The sequence below is a fragment of the Desulfosporosinus burensis genome, from assembly GCF_054657535.1.
The window spans coordinates 46,055-63,720 of sequence record NZ_BAAHYN010000003.1; the positions used below are offsets into that span (position 1 = coordinate 46,055).

Annotated in this window: 16 protein-coding genes; 1 reads left to right on the forward strand and 15 read right to left on the reverse strand. The window is 42.6% G+C overall.

Translation table 11 applies throughout. The features are described 5' to 3' along the window. Positions 1 to 76: 76 nt before the first annotated feature. The 10 genes from ureC to ACYQ3Q_RS05550 all read right to left on the reverse strand — a co-directional run bounded on the left by ureC (position 77) and on the right by ACYQ3Q_RS05550 (position 11,562). Entirely contained in the window at positions 77 to 1,783 is a 1,707-nt protein-coding gene (gene ureC / locus ACYQ3Q_RS05505; RefSeq protein ID WP_459927622.1) for an urease subunit alpha, read from the reverse strand. Between the two features lie 24 nt (positions 1,784 to 1,807). Continuing rightward, positions 1,808 to 2,185, reverse strand: a complete 378-nt coding sequence (locus tag ACYQ3Q_RS05510) for an urease subunit beta (RefSeq protein WP_459927623.1) — start codon at positions 2,183 to 2,185, stop codon at positions 1,808 to 1,810. 85 nt (positions 2,186 to 2,270) lie between these two features. Continuing rightward, positions 2,271 to 2,579 (reverse strand): urease subunit gamma, encoded by a 309-nt coding sequence (locus ACYQ3Q_RS05515; RefSeq protein ID WP_459927624.1) that lies wholly within the window; start codon positions 2,577 to 2,579, stop codon positions 2,271 to 2,273. A gap of 31 nt (positions 2,580 to 2,610) precedes the next feature. Further along, entirely contained in the window at positions 2,611 to 3,303 is a 693-nt protein-coding gene (gene urtE, locus ACYQ3Q_RS05520; protein WP_459927625.1) for an urea ABC transporter ATP-binding subunit UrtE, read from the reverse strand. Further along, positions 3,296 to 4,048, reverse strand: coding sequence for an urea ABC transporter ATP-binding protein UrtD (gene urtD / locus ACYQ3Q_RS05525; RefSeq protein ID WP_459927626.1), 753 nt, complete (start codon positions 4,046 to 4,048; stop codon positions 3,296 to 3,298). Before urtD ends, urtE begins: the two co-directional genes overlap by 8 nt. Positions 4,049 to 4,106: 58 nt before the next feature. Further along, on the reverse strand, positions 4,107 to 5,213 hold the full coding sequence (gene urtC / locus ACYQ3Q_RS05530; protein ID WP_459927627.1) for an urea ABC transporter permease subunit UrtC: 1,107 nt from the start codon (positions 5,211 to 5,213) through the stop codon (positions 4,107 to 4,109). A 31-nt stretch (positions 5,214 to 5,244) separates the two neighbouring features. Then, positions 5,245 to 6,153 carry an urea ABC transporter permease subunit UrtB gene (urtB, locus tag ACYQ3Q_RS05535; protein ID WP_459927628.1) on the reverse strand — a complete coding sequence of 303 codons (909 nt, stop codon included), beginning with the start codon at positions 6,151 to 6,153 and terminating at the stop codon, positions 5,245 to 5,247. A 90-nt stretch (positions 6,154 to 6,243) separates the two neighbouring features. Then, positions 6,244 to 7,494, reverse strand: coding sequence for an urea ABC transporter substrate-binding protein (gene urtA / locus ACYQ3Q_RS05540; protein WP_459927629.1), 1,251 nt, complete (start codon positions 7,492 to 7,494; stop codon positions 6,244 to 6,246). A gap of 274 nt (positions 7,495 to 7,768) precedes the next feature. Next, positions 7,769 to 8,851, reverse strand: a complete 1,083-nt coding sequence (locus ACYQ3Q_RS05545) for a response regulator transcription factor (RefSeq protein ID WP_459927630.1) — start codon at positions 8,849 to 8,851, stop codon at positions 7,769 to 7,771. A 35-nt stretch (positions 8,852 to 8,886) separates the two neighbouring features. Continuing rightward, positions 8,887 to 11,562, reverse strand: a complete 2,676-nt coding sequence (locus ACYQ3Q_RS05550; protein ID WP_459927631.1) for an ATP-binding protein — start codon at positions 11,560 to 11,562, stop codon at positions 8,887 to 8,889. Positions 11,563 to 11,907: 345 nt separating this feature from the next. Here ACYQ3Q_RS05550 and ACYQ3Q_RS05555 point away from each other — a divergent pair, with 345 nt between their 5' ends. Continuing rightward, complete coding sequence (locus ACYQ3Q_RS05555) at positions 11,908 to 13,005, forward strand: response regulator (protein WP_459927632.1); 1,098 nt, start codon at positions 11,908 to 11,910, stop codon at positions 13,003 to 13,005. A 208-nt stretch (positions 13,006 to 13,213) separates the two neighbouring features. On the opposite strand, the gene ACYQ3Q_RS05560 is transcribed toward ACYQ3Q_RS05555, so the two are convergent. From ACYQ3Q_RS05560 to sdaAA, 5 genes are all read right to left on the reverse strand, one after another. Next, entirely contained in the window at positions 13,214 to 13,342 is a 129-nt protein-coding gene (locus tag ACYQ3Q_RS05560) for a small, acid-soluble spore protein, alpha/beta type (protein WP_459927633.1), read from the reverse strand. A 35-nt stretch (positions 13,343 to 13,377) separates the two neighbouring features. Next, on the reverse strand, positions 13,378 to 13,503 hold the full coding sequence (locus ACYQ3Q_RS05565) for a hypothetical protein (protein ID WP_459927634.1): 126 nt from the start codon (positions 13,501 to 13,503) through the stop codon (positions 13,378 to 13,380). Positions 13,504 to 13,613: 110 nt separating this feature from the next. Continuing rightward, positions 13,614 to 14,186 carry a Uma2 family endonuclease gene (locus tag ACYQ3Q_RS05570; protein WP_459927635.1) on the reverse strand — a complete coding sequence of 191 codons (573 nt, stop codon included), beginning with the start codon at positions 14,184 to 14,186 and terminating at the stop codon, positions 13,614 to 13,616. 60 nt (positions 14,187 to 14,246) lie between these two features. Continuing rightward, positions 14,247 to 16,799 carry an ATP-dependent DNA helicase RecG gene (gene recG, locus ACYQ3Q_RS05575; RefSeq protein WP_459927636.1) on the reverse strand — a complete coding sequence of 851 codons (2,553 nt, stop codon included), beginning with the start codon at positions 16,797 to 16,799 and terminating at the stop codon, positions 14,247 to 14,249. Next, positions 16,796 to 17,659 carry an L-serine ammonia-lyase, iron-sulfur-dependent, subunit alpha gene (gene sdaAA, locus ACYQ3Q_RS05580; protein ID WP_459927637.1) on the reverse strand — a complete coding sequence of 288 codons (864 nt, stop codon included), beginning with the start codon at positions 17,657 to 17,659 and terminating at the stop codon, positions 16,796 to 16,798. Before sdaAA ends, recG begins: the two co-directional genes overlap by 4 nt. Between the last annotated feature and the right edge of the window lie 7 nt (positions 17,660 to 17,666).

Consider the following 17,666-nt stretch of genomic DNA (forward strand, 5'->3'; position numbering starts at 1 on the left):
TGGGGCATACACTTTCACAAATCGCTATTTTCTTTCTAAATAACTCAAGCGCTATCCCCACTGTTAAAAGTCAAACTTAAAACAAAAAATATCGTTGTGCTAGAGGCAGGATATCGGCTGGTTCGCAAGTTAAGATTTCTCCATCTGCAGTCACTTGATAGGTCTCAGGATCCACAGAAATGTGCGGGGTTGCAAAGTTATGTTTCATATCGGCCTTACCAATTTGACGACAGTTCTTCACCGGAACAAGTTGTTTATCCAGTTTTAGCTCCTTAGCTAACGTTTCCGCATCAGCTGCTTGGGATATAAAAGTAACTGAACAAGCGGCAATCCCTTTACCAAACGCGGCAAACATTGGTCGTTGGATAACCGGTTGTGGGGTAGGAATAGAGGCATTGGCATCTCCCATAGCAGCATGCATAATAAACCCACCTTTGATCACCATCTCAGGTTTTACACCGAAAAACTGCGGCTTCCACAGTACAAGATCCGCTAACTTACCCTTTTCAACCGAACCGACGATATGGCTAATGCCATGAGTAAGCGCAGGATTAATCGTATATTTACTAACGTAACGTTTAATCCGGTTATTGTCATTATTTATACTGTCAGACTCCAAGGGACCACGCTGAATCTTCATCTTATGCGCTGTCTGCCAGGTCCTAATAATAACCTCTCCGACCCGTCCCATCGCTTGAGAATCAGAAGACATCATGGAGATTACGCCTAAATCATGGAGAATATCCTCGGCCGCAATCGTTTCTGGGCGGATACGGGAATCAGCAAAGGCGAGATCCTCAGGGACTTGTTTATCCAGATGATGACAAACCATTAACATATCGAGATGTTCTTCCAATGTATTAACGGTAAACGGCCGGGTAGGATTGGTTGAGGAGGGTAAGACATTGGGCAAGGAGGCAATTTTAATAATGTCTGGCGCGTGTCCTCCTCCAGCACCTTCGGTATGAAACGTATGGATCGTACGCCCGGCAATCGCAGCAATTGTATCTTCGACAAAGCCAGCTTCATTAAGGGTATCCGTATGTATGGCCACCTGAATATCATATTCATCCGCAACTTTTAGGCAGCAGTCAATAGCGGCAGGAGTAGATCCCCAATCTTCATGTAGTTTCAGACCAATGACTCCGGCTTTAACTTGGGCTATCAGCGGTTCCGGACAAGAATTATTCCCTTTTCCAAAAAAACCAAGATTAATTGGAAACGCTTCCGCGGACTGCAGCATCCGATATATGTTCCATTTACCCGGTGTACAGGTTGTAGCATTTGTTCCAGCAGCCGGGCCAGTTCCGCCCCCTAACATGGTTGTGATACCGGAAGCAATCGCTGTTTCAATCTGCTGAGGACAAATAAAGTGAATGTGACTATCAATTCCTCCTGCAGTAACGATATGGTTCTCTCCAGCAATCACCTCTGTGCCGGCCCCTATGGGAAGGTTAACCCCAGCCATCGTCTTAGGATTTCCTGCCTGACCAAGGGCATAAATACGTCCTTCTTTAACCCCTATGTCAGCCTTAATAATCCCCCAATGGTCAATAATTACTGCATTTGTAATGACCAAATCCATAGCCTCATCCAAAGCTTGTGGATCCTGCCCCATACCATCGCGAATGACTTTACCACCTCCAAATTTTGCTTCATCACCCGGACCGGTAAGATCATCTTCCACTTCTAACCATAACTCTGTATCTGCTAAGCGAATTTTATCTCCAGTGGTTGGTCCATACATATCAGCATGTTGACGCCTTGACATGCTTAAAGTCACAATTCAACTCCTCCTCACATTGTTTCAGATTAATCCGGCCTCCGACTTCTGTTCTATAAACCCTTGCCGCTTAGCTTGTTCAATACATTTCTTCTTGTCCCGACAACCAGCCGTTAGATTATTCGCTCCGAACACCTGCCCCTTACCTGAAAATTGGACAAGGGTAACAGTACGGCTTTCTCCCGGTTCGAAACGGACAGCGGTGCCGGAGGGAATGTTTAAATGCATACCCCAAGCTAATGCTCTGTCAAAGACTAAATACCTGTTTGCTTCGAAAAAATGGTAATGAGAACCGACCTGGATCGGACGATCGCCAGTGTTTACAACCTTTATCGTTTCTATATGCAGGCCTGAATTCGCTTCAATGGTTCCCTGTGCCAATTTATACTCTCCCGGTATCATAACTCTGACCTCCCTGCGATGTTCGATATTCGACTTCAAACCTTGATCTGACTTCCGACCTCTGACTTCCGACTTCCGGCCTCTGTTACGATAACCGGATAGGATTATGGACGGTAACTAATTTAGTCCCATCCGGAAAAGTTCCCTCAACCTGAATTTCTACAATCATTTCAGGGACTCCCTCCATAACCTGGTCACGCCTTAGGATCTTTGTGCCCATTTCCATGAGGTTGGCCACTGTAAACCCATCACGAATTCGTTCCAGTAGTTCAGCGCTTATTAAGGACACTGCTTCTGGATAATTTAACTTCAACCCGCGTTTTAACCGTTCACGTGCTACCTGCCCCGCAGTATAAATCAACAGTTTATCTCTTTCAGTCGGACTTAGATGCATCGTCTAACCCCCCTCCGTAACTAATTATTAATCATATAGCCATACGTTTCTGAATTTCCTCTTGATTTAGATCCTTAGTGAACCCTTCTGTCACAATAAGTCCCTTTTCCATCACGTAATAGTAATCGGATACCTCAATGACAAACTCCAAATACTGTTCTACAATCAGAATTGTCAAGTTTGTTTCCATTTTTAATTGCTTGATGACACGTCCGATTTCTTGGATCACGGACGGCTGTATTCCTTCAGTAGGTTCATCCAAAATCAGCAATTTGGGCTTTGACACTAGGGCCCGGGCAATAGCCAGTTGCTGCTGCTGCCCTCCGCTAAGGTCTCCTCCTTTTCTTTTTAGCATGGCCTTCAAAACCGGAAATAATTCATAGATCGTTTCATCAATACTTCCCTGCCCTCCGCATGCCTCAAGGCCAAGTAGCAGGTTTTCATGGACGGTTAATTGCGGGAAAATATCCCTGCCTTGCGGCACATAACTAATCCCTTGTCGAGCCCTAAAAAAAGTGGGCTTAGTGATGAGTTCCTGAGCATTGATCTTAATGCTTCCTTTAGGGGTCCTAACCAAGCCCATAATACTTTTTAAAAAAGTTGTCTTTCCTACCCCGTTTCGACCTAGAAGGCAGACGATCTGCCCTTTTGCCACACGCAGATTTATTCCATTTAGAATAATACTTTCCCCATAATAGGCCTCAAGGGTAGTTATCTCAAGCATCCCGTTCCCCACCCCGTCCTAGATACACATCTATTACCTTTTGATTATTCTGAACGTCATAGACACTGCCTTCATCTAATATCGCCCCTTCATGCAGCACCGTAACCTTACTTGCATAATCCCTGACAAATTCCATGTCGTGTTCGACAACAATAATGGTACAATTTTGAGCTATCCTTTTCAAAAGTTCCCCAGTCTTGTCGGTCTCAGCCCGACCCATGCCAGCAACTGGTTCATCCAAAAGCATTAATTTAGGCTCCTGGGCGAGCAGCATACCGATTTCCAGCCACTGCTTTTCACCATGCGCTAAGGCTAGCGGGGTGTTAAATCTTTTATCATACAAGCCAATCGATACTAAGATATCTTCAATCCTCTCGATCTGCTCCTTTTTCAGTCTTTGAAACATGGAAGAATACAACGAACGATCCTTCACAACAGCAAGTTCCATGTTTTCATAAATAGTCATGTTAGTAAATACGGAGGGTACCTGAAACTTCCGTCCGATTCCTACATTTACAATCTCATGCTCCGCATACCTGGTAACATCTCTATCAAAAAACGTAACCTGCCCTGACTGAGGCTTCACCCTCCCGCAAATAGCATCAAGCAAAGTTGTTTTTCCTGCACCGTTCGGCCCGATGAAAAAACGGATCTCCCCTTTCTGGATCCCAGTATTCACATTATTAACGGCCTTAAAGCCATCAAAACTTACAGTTAGATTATCAATAGTTAATACCGAATCCATATCCCCACCGCCTTTCGTTCATCTGCGAAAATCCTTAGTCCTTGTATTACATAATTGATCAGGCCACTTTATCTGTCCTTATCCGCTGACTATCTTTATGGGCCTGATTACCAAACTTCCCGGCAATGTTTTTGACCAATCCGACAATACCGTTTGGCATAAACAAGACTATGAAAATAAAGGCAAACCCAATAAAGTAAGACCATAGATCCGGGAAACTTTCACTGATCCCGCTTTTTAAGGTATTGACAAGTATTGCCCCAATAACAGCGCCGATCAAGGTTCCACGTCCACCAATTGCTACCCAGATAACCATTTCAATGGATGGCACTATGCCCATTTCGGCCGGGGAAATAATACCGACCTGAGGGACAAAGATTGCTCCGGCAAGCCCTGCTAAGCCTGCAGATAGACAATAGACAAATATTTTATAAGTTGTAGGATTATACCCCGAGAACCTGACCCTGTTTTCTCCGTCCCGAATGGCTACTAGGATCCTGCCGATTCTTTGTTTAATTAAAAAATTACAAAAAGTAAAGGACAAAACGAGAAGGCCGATCGAGATGTAATACAAAACAAGCTTCGTTGAGCCACTTGATAACGAAAAGCCCATGATAGTCTTGTAGCTTGTCAGACCGTTTGTTCCACCGGTATAGGCCTGTTGACCAACAAACAGTACAACGAAAATAATGGATAAAGCCTGGGATAAGATGGAGAAATATACTCCCCTGATACGATTCTTGAATGTTAAAAAACCAATAAAGAATGCCAATAGGGTCGGTATCAGAATTGCCATAGAGATTGCAAAAAAACCATAGGAAAAAGGTTGCCAAAACCAAGGAAGTCTCTCAAGTCCGCTCCAAGACATAAAATCCGGTAGTTTTCCTTGGGCAGCTTCTAATTTGAGATACATGGCCATACAGTATGCTCCTAGCCCGAAGTACACCCCGTGTCCAAGACTTAAAATACCCGTGAATCCCCAGATCAAATCCAAACCAATTGCCAAAATAGCATAGGTAATAAATTTTCCGAGCAAGTTTACTCTGAAATCTGATAAAAACAAAGGAGCTAGCATTAAAACCAAGATGATAACTGAGAATACTAATTTTTCTTTTGATTTTACTATACTTCGCACCTCGAACCACGCACCTCGAACCTCGACCACAGTTCTGTCCCCCTTTCTGTAAGAATATACCCTATTCGTCGAGCGAACGACTACTGATGTTAAACAGCCCTTTGGGCCTCCATTGTAAAAATGAAATAATCATGATAAAGACTAGCACCTTACTCAGCGAGGTATTAGTGAAAAACTCAATCGAGGTGTTGGTTGTACCGATTAATAGTCCCCCTGCTACAGTTCCCAAAAGCGTTCCTACTCCGCCAAGGACTACAACCATAAACGTATCCACAATATAATTAGTACCTAAAGTGGACCCGATTGAACCCAGCAACGTTAAAGCACACCCAGCAATTCCAGCAAGCCCAGATCCAATGGCAAACGTATAAGCATCTACTCTCCTAGTATTAATTCCCATGCTCTCCGCCATTTCCCTATTCTGCATGACCGCTCGGATGCGACGTCCTGTTTTACTTTTATAAAGCAGGACAATCATACCTAAAATACAAGCAATGACTAAGGCGATAATAAACAGACGCTTATAGGGTAGTTGCAGCCCTTGGCTTAGAACAAGTCCGCCTTCCAACCAGCCTGGGCTTTTTACATCAACATTAGGGGCTCCAAAAATACTTCTTGCCAGTTGCTGGAGCACTAAACTGACGCCCCAGGTTGCCAGTATGCTATCCAACGGTCTATTGTAAAGATGGCGGATTACTGTCCCTTCTAGAACTAACCCAAAAAGACCGGAAATGATAAACGAAGCTGGAATAGCCATAATAAAATATAATCCAAAAAGGCTCTTATCCAGATGCGCTATAAATAGATTTTGCACGAGATAAGCAACATAGGCTCCAATCATGATAAATTCACCGTGAGCCATATTGATGACTTTCATCAAACCAAAGGTGATGGCAAGCCCTAACGCAGCTAGTATAAGTATCGAGCTAACACTGATTCCATTAAATATTTGCAGGATATACGTTCCCATTTTTCCACCACCTTTTCGTGTGCGTATTAGCAGCAACGGTGCAGGTTATCTGACCTGCACCGTTTAACCACAACCCACAAAGTTTCTTCACTAATTACTAAGACCCTTCGCCCAATCGTATGATTTTAGGAACGGATCCGGTTTAACTGTTGTTTTTGTGCTCCAGATCTCTTTAATCAAACCATCTTCAGTTACCTCACCAATTCTTACAGGTTTCCAAAGGTGTTGGTTTTCACCATCAATTTTCACCAAACCTTCAGGTGCCTTAAATTCAATTCCTTTAGCAGCTTCCTTTACTTTAGCCACATCCGTTGAGCCTGCTTTATTAACAGCGGCTGCCCATAAGTACACTGCATTATAAGCAGCTTCGATAGGATCATCCGTTACACGGTCTGCGCCATACTTTGCTTTATATTTCTTTACGAATTCTTTATTCTCAGGCGTGTCTGTCGTTTGGTAATAGTTCCAAGATACCAAATGACCCATCATGTTTGCCGCGCCAATCCCCCGGATTTCTTCTTCAGCGACACTTACCGAAAGTGTTGTGAGCTCTTTGGAAGTAATACCTGCATCCTTAAGTTGCTTAAAGAAAGCGACATTACTATCTCCATTCAACGAATTGAACACAACATCAGGCTTGGCCGCGTTGATTTTATTGACAATGGTACTAAAGTCGGTATGTCCAAGCGGTGTGTATTCTTCAGCAATCATTTCGCCACCCATAGCTGTTAATTGAGCTTTAATAATTTTATTGGCGGTTCTTGGGAACACATAATCAGACCCCAACAGGAAGAATTTCTTCCCTTTATTCTCAAGCAACCATTCTACAGCAGGTACAATCTGCTGATTAGGAGCTGCCCCAGTGTAAAAAATATTTGGAGATGCTTCCATCCCTTCATATTGAACAGGATACCAGAGCAAGCCATTATTTTCTTCGAACACCGGGAGTACTGCCTTACGACTTGCTGAAGTCCAGCAGCCAAATACTGTTGCCACTTTATCTTGTTGTAACAGTTTCTTAGCTTTTTCCGCGAAGTTTGGCCAGTTTGAAGCACCATCTTCTATAACTGGCACGATTTTTTTACCTAACACTCCACCAGATGCGTTGATTTCGTCAATAGCCATCATTTCTGCATCCTTAACGGATACTTCACTGATAGCCATCGTTCCACTTAACGAATGTAAGATCCCCACCTTGATTGTATCTTCTGAACTCGTGGTTTCCGCAGGTTTGCTCGTCTGAGCGGCTCCACATCCGGTCAGAATTAACCCTGCAATAAGCATTGCTGAGATAATCCCAGTTGCCCGTTTTCTAATTTCTAATGAAAAATAATTCCTCATAACTTACCCCTCTCCTATCATTGATCTTTTCCAACATGACTGGCCAGAATCAATGTTGAAATATCTCGTTAGCGCTAACGTACTAACCAAAAAAGCGCTGTAAAGAATGTTCGATATCCTCGTGGATACTGTTCATTCCTCACAGCGCCGTTGCTGGTTACAAATTGAGCAACTCTATTTGTAACCATTATGCCATTAATGCCAATGAAATCAAACCGTAAATACTAGATATTTTCCCCTAAGAAATCGGAGAAAAAAGTTTGCCGCAATTAACTTAGACCCCTAATTTTCTGAATTGCATAGGCGTATAACCAGTATAATTCTTAAATAGACGGCAGAAATAATCTGGACTGCTATAGCCAATTTTTTCACTTACTTCATAGTTCTTATACTCACCCGTTCCAAGCAGATGCTTGGCATATTCCATTTTAATTTTTGTCAGGTAGTCATTAAAACTAACGCCCGTTTTTTGTTTAAAAAGTTTTCCCAGATAGTCTTTACTCACATGTACCTCATTGGCAGCCAATTCAAGATTGATATCTTTTTCAATATGATCGGTTATATATATGCACGTTTTTCTGACTATACTATCGCTTTGATGAAGCTCATATTTTTTGACGACAGTGATCAGCCCCCTAATACAGCTGAGAAACTCTGACTTCATGCCCTGCATGGAATCAACGTGCTGCAAAACACTACTAAAAGCAGCTTCTTCAACCTTTTGGATCCAGGAGAACTCCTGATATATCGCCCCACTAAGGTTCGAAAGCATTATTTCCAGCAACTTGGCTGTTTTAAACAGGTCTTGATCCAACAGCTTAGTTAATTCAGAAAAGGCTGCTTCTGCTTCCGTTAGAGCTGCTAAGTTTCCTGCTAAGATGAGAACTACCATTCTTTCTTCTCGTCTTTTCGGATAAAAATGCGTCAGGCTGTCTTCAATCAGCCTACGTTCTTCTTCTACCCTGATTCTCTGTTGATTTTTTTCATCTAAATATTTTTTCGCTCGTTCCAAGGCTTCACTCAGAACATCCTCCTCTAAAGGTTTGGTTATAAAATCAAAGGCACCTAACCGTATTCCTTGTTTAGCGTACTCAAAATCGCTATGCGTACTGAGTAAAATTGAACAAACTTCCCATTTTCTGAATCTAAGCTCACTTAAGAACTCTATCCCATCCATACCTGGCATTTTAATATCCGTTATGACAAGGTCAATTTGACCAGATGAAAGCTTTCTCAATGCTTCTTTACCATCACTTGCTTCCTCTTCCACACTAAATCCAATGTTAGCCCACTTCTTATACCTCTTTAACATATACCTTACCACTTTGTCATCATCGACAATTAGCACTTTATACATTTACTAAAATCCCTCCCTGTCGAGACAGTCTTAGTTCATCCTATTTCAGCAATAAGTTTTTTTAAATATACAGCTGCTTCTTCAAGATTGTAGGTGGTGATTTTCTCATTCAGTTGGCTGTAGTCCAGAGGACTTAACTCTTGCTTAAGATAATATCTACAAGCAGCATAAACCGAGGAGGCCTCCGAATCTCCCTCTTCCAATAGCTTTACTAATTTAATTATCTGGTTTTCATTATCAATATTTTCAACATAAATCTTCTCAGGTTCTACTGGTAAGCCAGCTACAAACTGAACCACACAGTTACAACTTTCGATTAAGACTATTTCAAACTGGCATTTCTCCTTATAGATCTCCTCTTCATCCTGGTAGTCTACAGCATTTTCTAGACGTTGAGATGCTTCCTTAAGCTGGATTGCTCCAATATTTGCTGCAATCCCCTTTAGGGTATGTAATAGTAGCTTTGCTTCAGCAAAATTACCAGTCTCTAACAACTGATTAATAGTGTTATAGTCATTTCCGTGGTTTTCGGTGAATCTTTCGAGAATATGTTTATATTTTTCTTGTTTGCCTCCCAAACGCTCGATACCGCTTGCAAAATCGAGCCAAATTTTCTGATTTGGGGCTGGGAGATTAATTTCTGGCAGGAGGTCTTCTGTCGTTTCACTGCTAAGACACCTTATCAAAATCTCAATCAGCTTCAGAGGATTTAACGGTTTGGTCACATACCCGCTCATTCCTGCCAATTTTGCCTTTTCAGCAACCCCTTCAACTGCATCCGCCGATAAGGCGATAATAGGCGGGGCAGCTTTCCCTAATATCTCTAAAATCCGATGGGTCGCCTCATACCCATCTATTTCAGGCATGCGAATATCCATTAAAATAGCATCATAGCGTGTTCTTCTGACCATTTGAATAGCAGTATAACCGCCCTGAGCGGTATCCGTTTCAAACCCTGAATTTTCAAGAATTTCTCGGGTCATTTGCACATTAATTTGATTATCTTCTACTAATAAAATCTTTTTAGTAGCAAACATGCCCTGGTTTAGTTTGTCTACTTTTAAAGACATAGGTGCTCGATCGACGACTTCGAAGTTCGCAGTAAAACTAAAGGTTGACCCAGCCCCTACCACACTACTGACACTAATCTCACCTGCCATAAGTCCGACAATTTTTTTACAGATAGCTAGCCCTAAGCCCGTTCCCCCATATTTTCGTGAAGTTGAGGCATCACCCTGTGTAAACACCTCAAACAGTTGCTTTATTTGTTTCTCAGATATGCCAATCCCGGTATCTGATACGTTAAACCGTAGTTGAGCCTGCTTTCCATCGTTTCTTAAAACTTCAACTACAACTTCCAGCTCACCCTGATCTGTGAACTTAATTCCATTCGATAAAAGATTCAAAAGGACTTGCTTTAATCTCGTAGTATCCCCCTTTACATAATGTGGAACATCCGGTCTGATTACACAGCGCACCTCCAAACCATTGCGCTGGGCATCTATTTGAACCATACTGCAGAGCCCTTTGATTGTCTCGTAGAGATTAAATTCAACAGCTTCTAGGGTCATCCGGCCAGCTTCGATTTTAGAAAAATCAAGTATTTCATTGATGATTCCCAAAAGACTTTTAGCCGCCATACCTATATTTTGCACATATTGTTTTTGTTTTGGTGCAAATTCAGCATTATTAAGTAAAAAGTGATAGCCAATGATTGTATTTAAGGGAGTTCTTATCTCATGACTCATATTTGCCAGAAATTCACTTTTGGCTGCATTGGCCTTCTCGGCCTCTTCTTTGGCAGCTTTCATCTTATCTTCAGCACGTTTCCTTTTTACCAATTCCTCCTGAAACGACTGATATAAGTCATTAAATGTAGTAGCAAGTAACCTAAGCTCCAGAGAGCCCTCTGGCGTTAGACTAAAGTTTTCACTGCTAAATGAAAACACCTTTAACAGTTTCGTATAATTCTGGATCGGGTACGTTACTTGGATGGAGATAATTCTCAGCAATACCGCAACCACGCAGATGATAATGGCAGCCAGGACTGCTTGCAAGATCGCTGCCCTACTGGTAGCATTTCTGGCAATCTCCAGTTCTGCTTCTAAGCGGGCATTCATAATTTGTTGAAATCCTGCTATAGGGTCCATGATGCTCCGTTTATCAAAGTCATACTTTGCATCAAACATGATGTCCCGCGCTTTGGTAAGTTTATCCTCAGTACTTAACTTTTGATCTTCCGCACTCAATCGAAAGGAAGCCACTTCAAGCGGCATTTTCTCATCCGACACCCATAAAGCATCAATTACCAGCCTCATCGAACGCCTTTCTGTCTCCACTAACGCATCTGAATTCTTTTTCGCCTCAGCTAACAGTGCCATTTCTTCACTCGGAGAATTTAGCTCCCCAAGTCGTGATATCACATTATCCCGCGTTTTAGTAACGTTGATTTCCTCCCAGTATTTACTCATATGAATCTTATCTCTTGTTACCGCAAATTTACGTGCTTCATCTGTTAAATAATCCGAAGCATTTGCTAAATTGATGCCAAGTTGTTTGAATTCAGTCCTTCTCTTTTCTGCAGCCTGTTCATCTTTGATACTTGAACTCATATATAAAATACTACTGCCCAACAGTATGGCAATAAAAAAGAAGATACCTAACATTAAGGCACTAATCGTAGATTGTTTAATTAAGATTTTGGGTGGCAAATAAATCCCCTCCGTAAGTAAATAAAAAGGCAACGGAGTCAGTTTGACGCTTCAAACCGGCTCCGTTGCCTTTTCGACCAAGATTATTAATTATTATAGGTTATCATTTAGCCCTTTACAACGGTTACTCTATAGTTATACAAAACACAAGACTAATTTCCTTTGTTAATCCGATAGCTAAGTTTCATTGACACTTGTTTTAAAATAGGTATTCCTATACAATTTATGTTTATTAGGGGCATTCCTATTATTGGGGACATTCCTGTCTCTTTAAACAGCTATTACTTCAGCAGGTGTGTCCCCTTTCCTTTTATACGTTCAAATAGATTTATGGAGTTGGTCTCTTTGGATTACACCCAGTCAATAAACCAGCCTGAAATACTACTGGTAGATGATACACCAGAGCATATTGAAACTGCAGTAACTGTCTTACGTGAAAATAACTTTCGTGTTCGAGTTGCCACTAAAGGAAGCACTGCTATTAAATTAATCGAGCGGCATCAACCCGACCTCATCCTTTTAGATGTCTATATGCCAGAGATGGATGGCTTTGAAATCTGTAGAATTATCAAAACTAATAGTAGTCTTAGCAGTATCCCGATTATATTTTTAACATCCAGTAATGATGCAGAAAGTGTTAAAAAAGGATTTGAACTAGGAGCCCAAGATTATGTGGTTAAGCCCTTCAATACTTCGGAATTACTTGCTCGCGTTCATACACATATCAAGCTTAAAAAGCAGACAGAATCCTTATTACTAGCAAATCACGAGCTTGATAGCTTTTGTTATACGGTTGCCCATGACCTGAAGGCACCGCTACTATCTCTGAGTAAACTCACAGAATATCTTGCATTGGATTACTCAGGCAGACTAGATATTGAAGGAAGAGAATTAATCGATAACATTCAGGATAAGTCAAAGGAAATGATTCAGCTTGTAAACCATTTACTGGAACTTTCGAGAATGAGCGAAATGCCGATGAACATAGAACCCATTAACTTAAAGCAATTGTTTGGGGAAGTGTTTAATGAACTAATTAAGCTAGAACCTCAAAGAAATGTAAAATTTGTGCTTAACCCTCTACCAATTATGCAAGGTGATCCTGTCATGATTAAGCTACTCGTTATAAATGTACTCACCAATGCTTTAAAATACACCCGCAATCAAAAAATAACAAATATTGAAGCTAGATCGATTGAAAACGAAGCTGAATTCATTATCTCTGTAGAAGATAATGGTGCAGGCTTTGATATGCGCTACTCCTCTAGGTTATTTAGCGTCTTTCAAAGACTTCATTCTCAAAATGAATTCGAAGGATCCGGTGTAGGTCTGGCAATAGTCCAAAAAATCTTAAAAAGACATCATGCTTTAGCTTGGATGACAGGAAAGGTTGATGAGGGGGCAACGTTCTACTTCAGTTTTAGCAAGGCTGAAACTACCTAAACGCCACTTTTGAAGATCTTCGACAAGGTTATTGAAGTGATAGTGCATAATCCCCAACCCGATGATCAACTCGTTCAGCTAAGTTGGACATCGAGACTACGGTGACGATAATCTCCTTGAGGGGGTCAGGTCAGACCCCGAGGGAAAGTAAACTATAAAGAAATGTGTCAAGTTGGTGCATCACCGACTTGACACATTTCTTTATAGTTTACTGTTGTGGGGAATTGGGGAAACGTTTGTGTTTTCGATTTGCAATCCCAATCTCCTGAGCGACTTCATACTTGAATTTCTCTAATTCGGGTGTGAGTTGAACCATCGGTTTGCTTGAATTAGCCAATGCTTACACCTCCTTAGATTTTCGTTCCTAGGGATTTAATGAATAAGACAGCAGACCTGCTTCGCTGCTGTCATAATTGTGTGCTCCGTTTCAGCTTGATTATAGTATTCGAGCATTTCATCAAGAAAATACTCGGCAATTCCTCCCAGAACTCTGAACACTATCTTTTATTTGGGCTTGAGTAACTTCTGCTTTTCACAAATATCTTTCATCAATCCAGGCAAAAAACTGTTGATCATCCATTACCCACTTGTTTCCCCACGTAAGTTACTTAAAAATCGAAAACTGTATTTAAATCTATTACCAGATCAGGAAAAATTGACACTTTAACTTGATCTATCTCAGTATACAACTCAGTTCTTCCATATCGATTATTATCCTGTAAAATAAAGACGCTTACAAGCTTCATATCCGGCTCTACTATCCAATATTCTTTCACCCCAAATTTTTCATACATCTTAAATTTTATAAGCCTATCAGTTTTCGCCGTAGATGGCGACAAAATCTCAATGACAAGGCTAGGTACACCAAAAGATCCCGTTCCTTTTAATTGACTCTTATCGCAAATTACTACTAAATCTGGCTGAATAACATTCGGAACATCTTCATCTATTACTTCTTCTTCTGATAAACGTAAATCAAAGGGTGATGCAAATACTTCACAGGATTTGTGAAGTAAATAGTTAGATATTTGTCTAAACAGTTCTCCCGATATCCTTTGGTGCTGCCAAGTCGGAGCCGACTGCATATAAGGCACTCCATCAATAATCTCCCAACGTTCGTCATCTGGAAAAGCTAAATAGTGCGCGTAAGTATATTTTTTCTCTACATTTGATAATGGCATACGATCCCCCCTTACTCTCATATTATACCAAAAAATACTTGGAGTTCATCATTGACTATCCTAATGCACCCCCATCTTCTCCGGCGGAAACGTCCTCTTTACTTCCTGAAAAAGCAACTCATACTTTTCCGGGTCTTGCAGAGCTTTCTGAGCCATCTGATAGGCCTTCTCGACCAGGATCCCATCCCGAGAGAGATCAGCCAGACGTAATTCGGCTAGACCGTGTTGCCTAGTCCCTAATAGCTCCCCAGTTCCACGCAAGCGCATATCTTCTTCAGCAATTTTAAAGCCATCCTCGGTTTGGCAGAGAACATCTAAACGGCGACTATTACTTCCGGACATCAAAAAACAATAAGACTGGTCACTCCCTCGTCCCACTCGTCCTCTAAGCTGGTGTAACTGCGCGAGCCCAAACCGCTCTGCCGACTCGATCAACATCACAGAAGCTTTCGGGACATTCAACCCAACTTCAATCACTGTCGTAGCCACCAGAATATCGATCTCTCCAGCGTGAAAGGCTGTCATGATTAAATCTTTTTCCGCCCCCTTCATTCTTCCGTGCAGGAGGGCGACACGACGATTTGGGAAACGACCCTGAAGATCAGCCTCTCGTTGCGTCGCAGAAATCAGATCGAGCGTCTCAGATTCCTCCACCAGCGGACAGACAACATAAATCTGCATTCCTAGGTTGATTTGTTCATCTAAGAATTTTTCCATCTTAGGACGTTGTCGTTCCGTTAATTTGCGGGTAATAATTGGCTTTCGCCCTACCGGCATTTCGTCAAGCACAGAGAGCTGTAAATCCCCATAGAGGGTCAAAGCTAAGGTCCGTGGAATCGGGGTCGCTGTGAGCACTAAAACATGAGGACTTTCACCTTTACTCTGAAGCAGAGTACGCTGCCGTACCCCAAAACGATGTTGCTCATCCGTAATGGCCAGACCCAAGGCTTTAAATACCACGGTCTCTTGAATAAGGGCATGAGTTCCCACGACGACCTGTGCCGTTCCATTTGCAATCTCTGCCAAAATTCCTTCCCGAAAACCTTTACTTTGACTCCCTAGCAAACAAACCACTGAGATACCTAGAGGCGTGAACACTTTCTCAATTGATTTCAAATGCTGTAACGCTAAAATCTCTGTGGGGGCCATCATTGCCCCCTGGTACCCTGATCCCACCGCGCGTAACAAGGCAGCCATGGCAACCGCTGTCTTGCCTGATCCTACATCTCCCTGAACCAAACGCGCCATTCCTTGCGATTTTGTCAAATCATGAGATATTTCATGGATAACTCGTTGTTGTGCTGACGTCAGTTGAAAGGGCAAGGCCTTGTAAAAACTCTGGAGCAGATCCTCTCCCCCGATAAGCGGAGGGCTCCCCTCCCGGGCCATGCCTTGACGCAATCCAGCGACTGCTAGTTGCAGAAAGAGGACCTCTTCCCAAACCAGTCGGTTTCTAGCTTGAGACAGGTTGGCATAATTCTTTGGAAAATGGATTTCTCGATGGGCTTGAGAACGACCCATCCATTCTCGTAATTCTTCTTGGGGTAGGATCTCTGGAAACCCTTCCTCCACCTGTTGCAGAATACTTTGAATGATACTGCGTATCACTTTTGAGGATAAACGCGCTGTTTCTGAATAAATAGGTAATATTGTTTCTGAGTCTTGGTTAGGGGCTTCCTGGATAATTGTACTGACCTTTTCAATATCTGTCGCTAGAATTTCCGGTACCTGTTGCTGCCAGCGCACCTTTCCCGTCACAATCACTTGAGTTCCTACAGGGTACTGTTTCAGAATAAACGTTTGGTTAAACCAAGTTGCGTGGAACAAACGCCCTTGTTGCTCGATACTTAACTTTACGACTTTCATCTTGCCACTTGTCACATACCCTGCAACTATTTTCCCCTCAATGGTCGCCACTTCTCCATCTTTCAACTCGGCAATCATCCGCTTGCGACGATCTTCATACCGCCGTGGATAATAAAGCAGCAAGTCGTGTACATTCTGTATCCCTAGCTGTTCAAGTTGCTTCGCTCTTTCCGGACCAACTCCTTTTAAGTATTGTAGGGGTTTTGTTCGCAAGGAAGCACTGCTAGGTTTTTTATGTATTTCCTGGACTTGGACACTGTGGTTTTCGTTTTCTCCGCTCTTTATCGAGATTTCCCGTTTTTGGGGTATTTTTTGTTCTTCTAACCCCTGCTTTTCCGTTAGTTCCTGATTTTGTGCTTGCTCTAGTTTTTCAAGTTTATTCTCATTCGCGGGTTGACCCTTTTTCTCGGGTTCAACCTGTTTCTTCTGTGATCTAATATCCTCTCTTGTTGGTAAACTTTTAGGGATGATATCCTCTGCCTCAATCAAGACTTCTTGTATAAAGCGGCGTAGTTCAGAAAAAGCTTCTCTGCGATGAAGCGGGCTCCAAGTTGGATAGTTCTGAGCCAACTTTTCCAACAACTCCATGTCCTTTTCGGGAAACAGCTGTTCCAGCCGGGGGAGAATTCCCCGCAAAAATACATTAAATCCTCCCAACACCCCTGTATTCGTAAACCCTTGTTTTTCTTCTGCCGAAAGCGCCCGCTGAAAGTTATTAAGCACGAGCCGAATCTGAGATAAGTTCATAGAAAATCAGCCCTAATTCGCCGTCCTGTAGGAGTCACCGCAAGGCCACCTTGAGCTGTTTCCTTCAAAGAACAAGGCATCTGTTTTCCAATCTCGCCCATAGTATCGATAACTTCGTCAATAGGGATCGCACTCTTCACACCCGCTAGCGCCATTTCAGCTGCTGCCAAAGCAATCGTTGCTCCGGTAGCATTTCGTTTGACACAGGGAACCTCTACTAGCCCACCGACAGGATCGCAAACTAAACCCAACATCGATTTCATGGCGATCGCGGCAGCATCGGCCGTCTGCCTTGGCGATCCACCCGCTAATTCGACGGCTGCCGCTGCTGCCATAGCCGCGGCAGATCCGATTTCAGCCTGACATCCACCCTCCGCTCCAGAAACACTGGCACGTTCCGCAAGAATCATCCCTAGTCCTGCCGCCGTAAAGAGGGCCAGTAAGAGTTCCTGCTCAGAGACTTGACGGGACTCCTCAACCGCCAACAGAACTGCCGGCAGTACCCCGCAGGAACCCGCGGTTGGCGCAGCAACAATTTTACCCATACAAGCGTTAATTTCGGCTACAGCAAGTGCTTTAGAAATTGCTCCACTCACAACCTCACCTACTAAGCTTCCGCCTTTTTTCCGCAGACTCTCTACCATCGCTGCGTCCCCCCCTACCAAACCCGATAGAGAACGACGCTTCCCGATTAAACCCGCTTCGACGGATTCTCTCATAACCTTCAAGTTTGTGCTCATTCGTTGAATTAACGCTTGCTCTGATTGTTCTAATTCCTCTACTTGGTTTTGGAGTATGACTCCACTAATTTTCATCCCTTTTGTTTCTGCCTCGATAACCCAATCTTCGTAGGCGCGCATAATTTAC

Bases quoted from the DNA above. Each gene is read 5' to 3' on its own strand.
- ACYQ3Q_RS05510 (WP_459927623.1), bottom strand. From the start codon at position 2,185: ATGATACCGGGAGAGTATAAATTGGCACAGGGAACCATTGAAGCGAAT.
- ACYQ3Q_RS05515 (WP_459927624.1), bottom strand. From the start codon at position 2,579: ATGCATCTAAGTCCGACTGAAAGAGATAAACTGTTGATTTATACTGCG.
- urtE (WP_459927625.1), bottom strand. From the start codon at position 3,303: ATGCTTGAGATAACTACCCTTGAGGCCTATTATGGGGAAAGTATTATT.
- urtD (WP_459927626.1), bottom strand. From the start codon at position 4,048: ATGGATTCGGTATTAACTATTGATAATCTAACTGTAAGTTTTGATGGC.
- urtB (WP_459927628.1), bottom strand. From the start codon at position 6,153: ATGGGAACGTATATCCTGCAAATATTTAATGGAATCAGTGTTAGCTCG.
- urtA (WP_459927629.1), bottom strand. From the start codon at position 7,494: ATGAGGAATTATTTTTCATTAGAAATTAGAAAACGGGCAACTGGGATT.
- ACYQ3Q_RS05545 (WP_459927630.1), bottom strand. From the start codon at position 8,851: ATGTATAAAGTGCTAATTGTCGATGATGACAAAGTGGTAAGGTATATG.
- ACYQ3Q_RS05570 (WP_459927635.1), bottom strand. From the start codon at position 14,186: ATGCCATTATCAAATGTAGAGAAAAAATATACTTACGCGCACTATTTA.
- recG (WP_459927636.1), bottom strand. From the start codon at position 16,799: ATGAACTTATCTCAGATTCGGCTCGTGCTTAATAACTTTCAGCGGGCG.
- sdaAA (WP_459927637.1), bottom strand. From the start codon at position 17,659: ATGCGCGCCTACGAAGATTGGGTTATCGAGGCAGAAACAAAAGGGATG.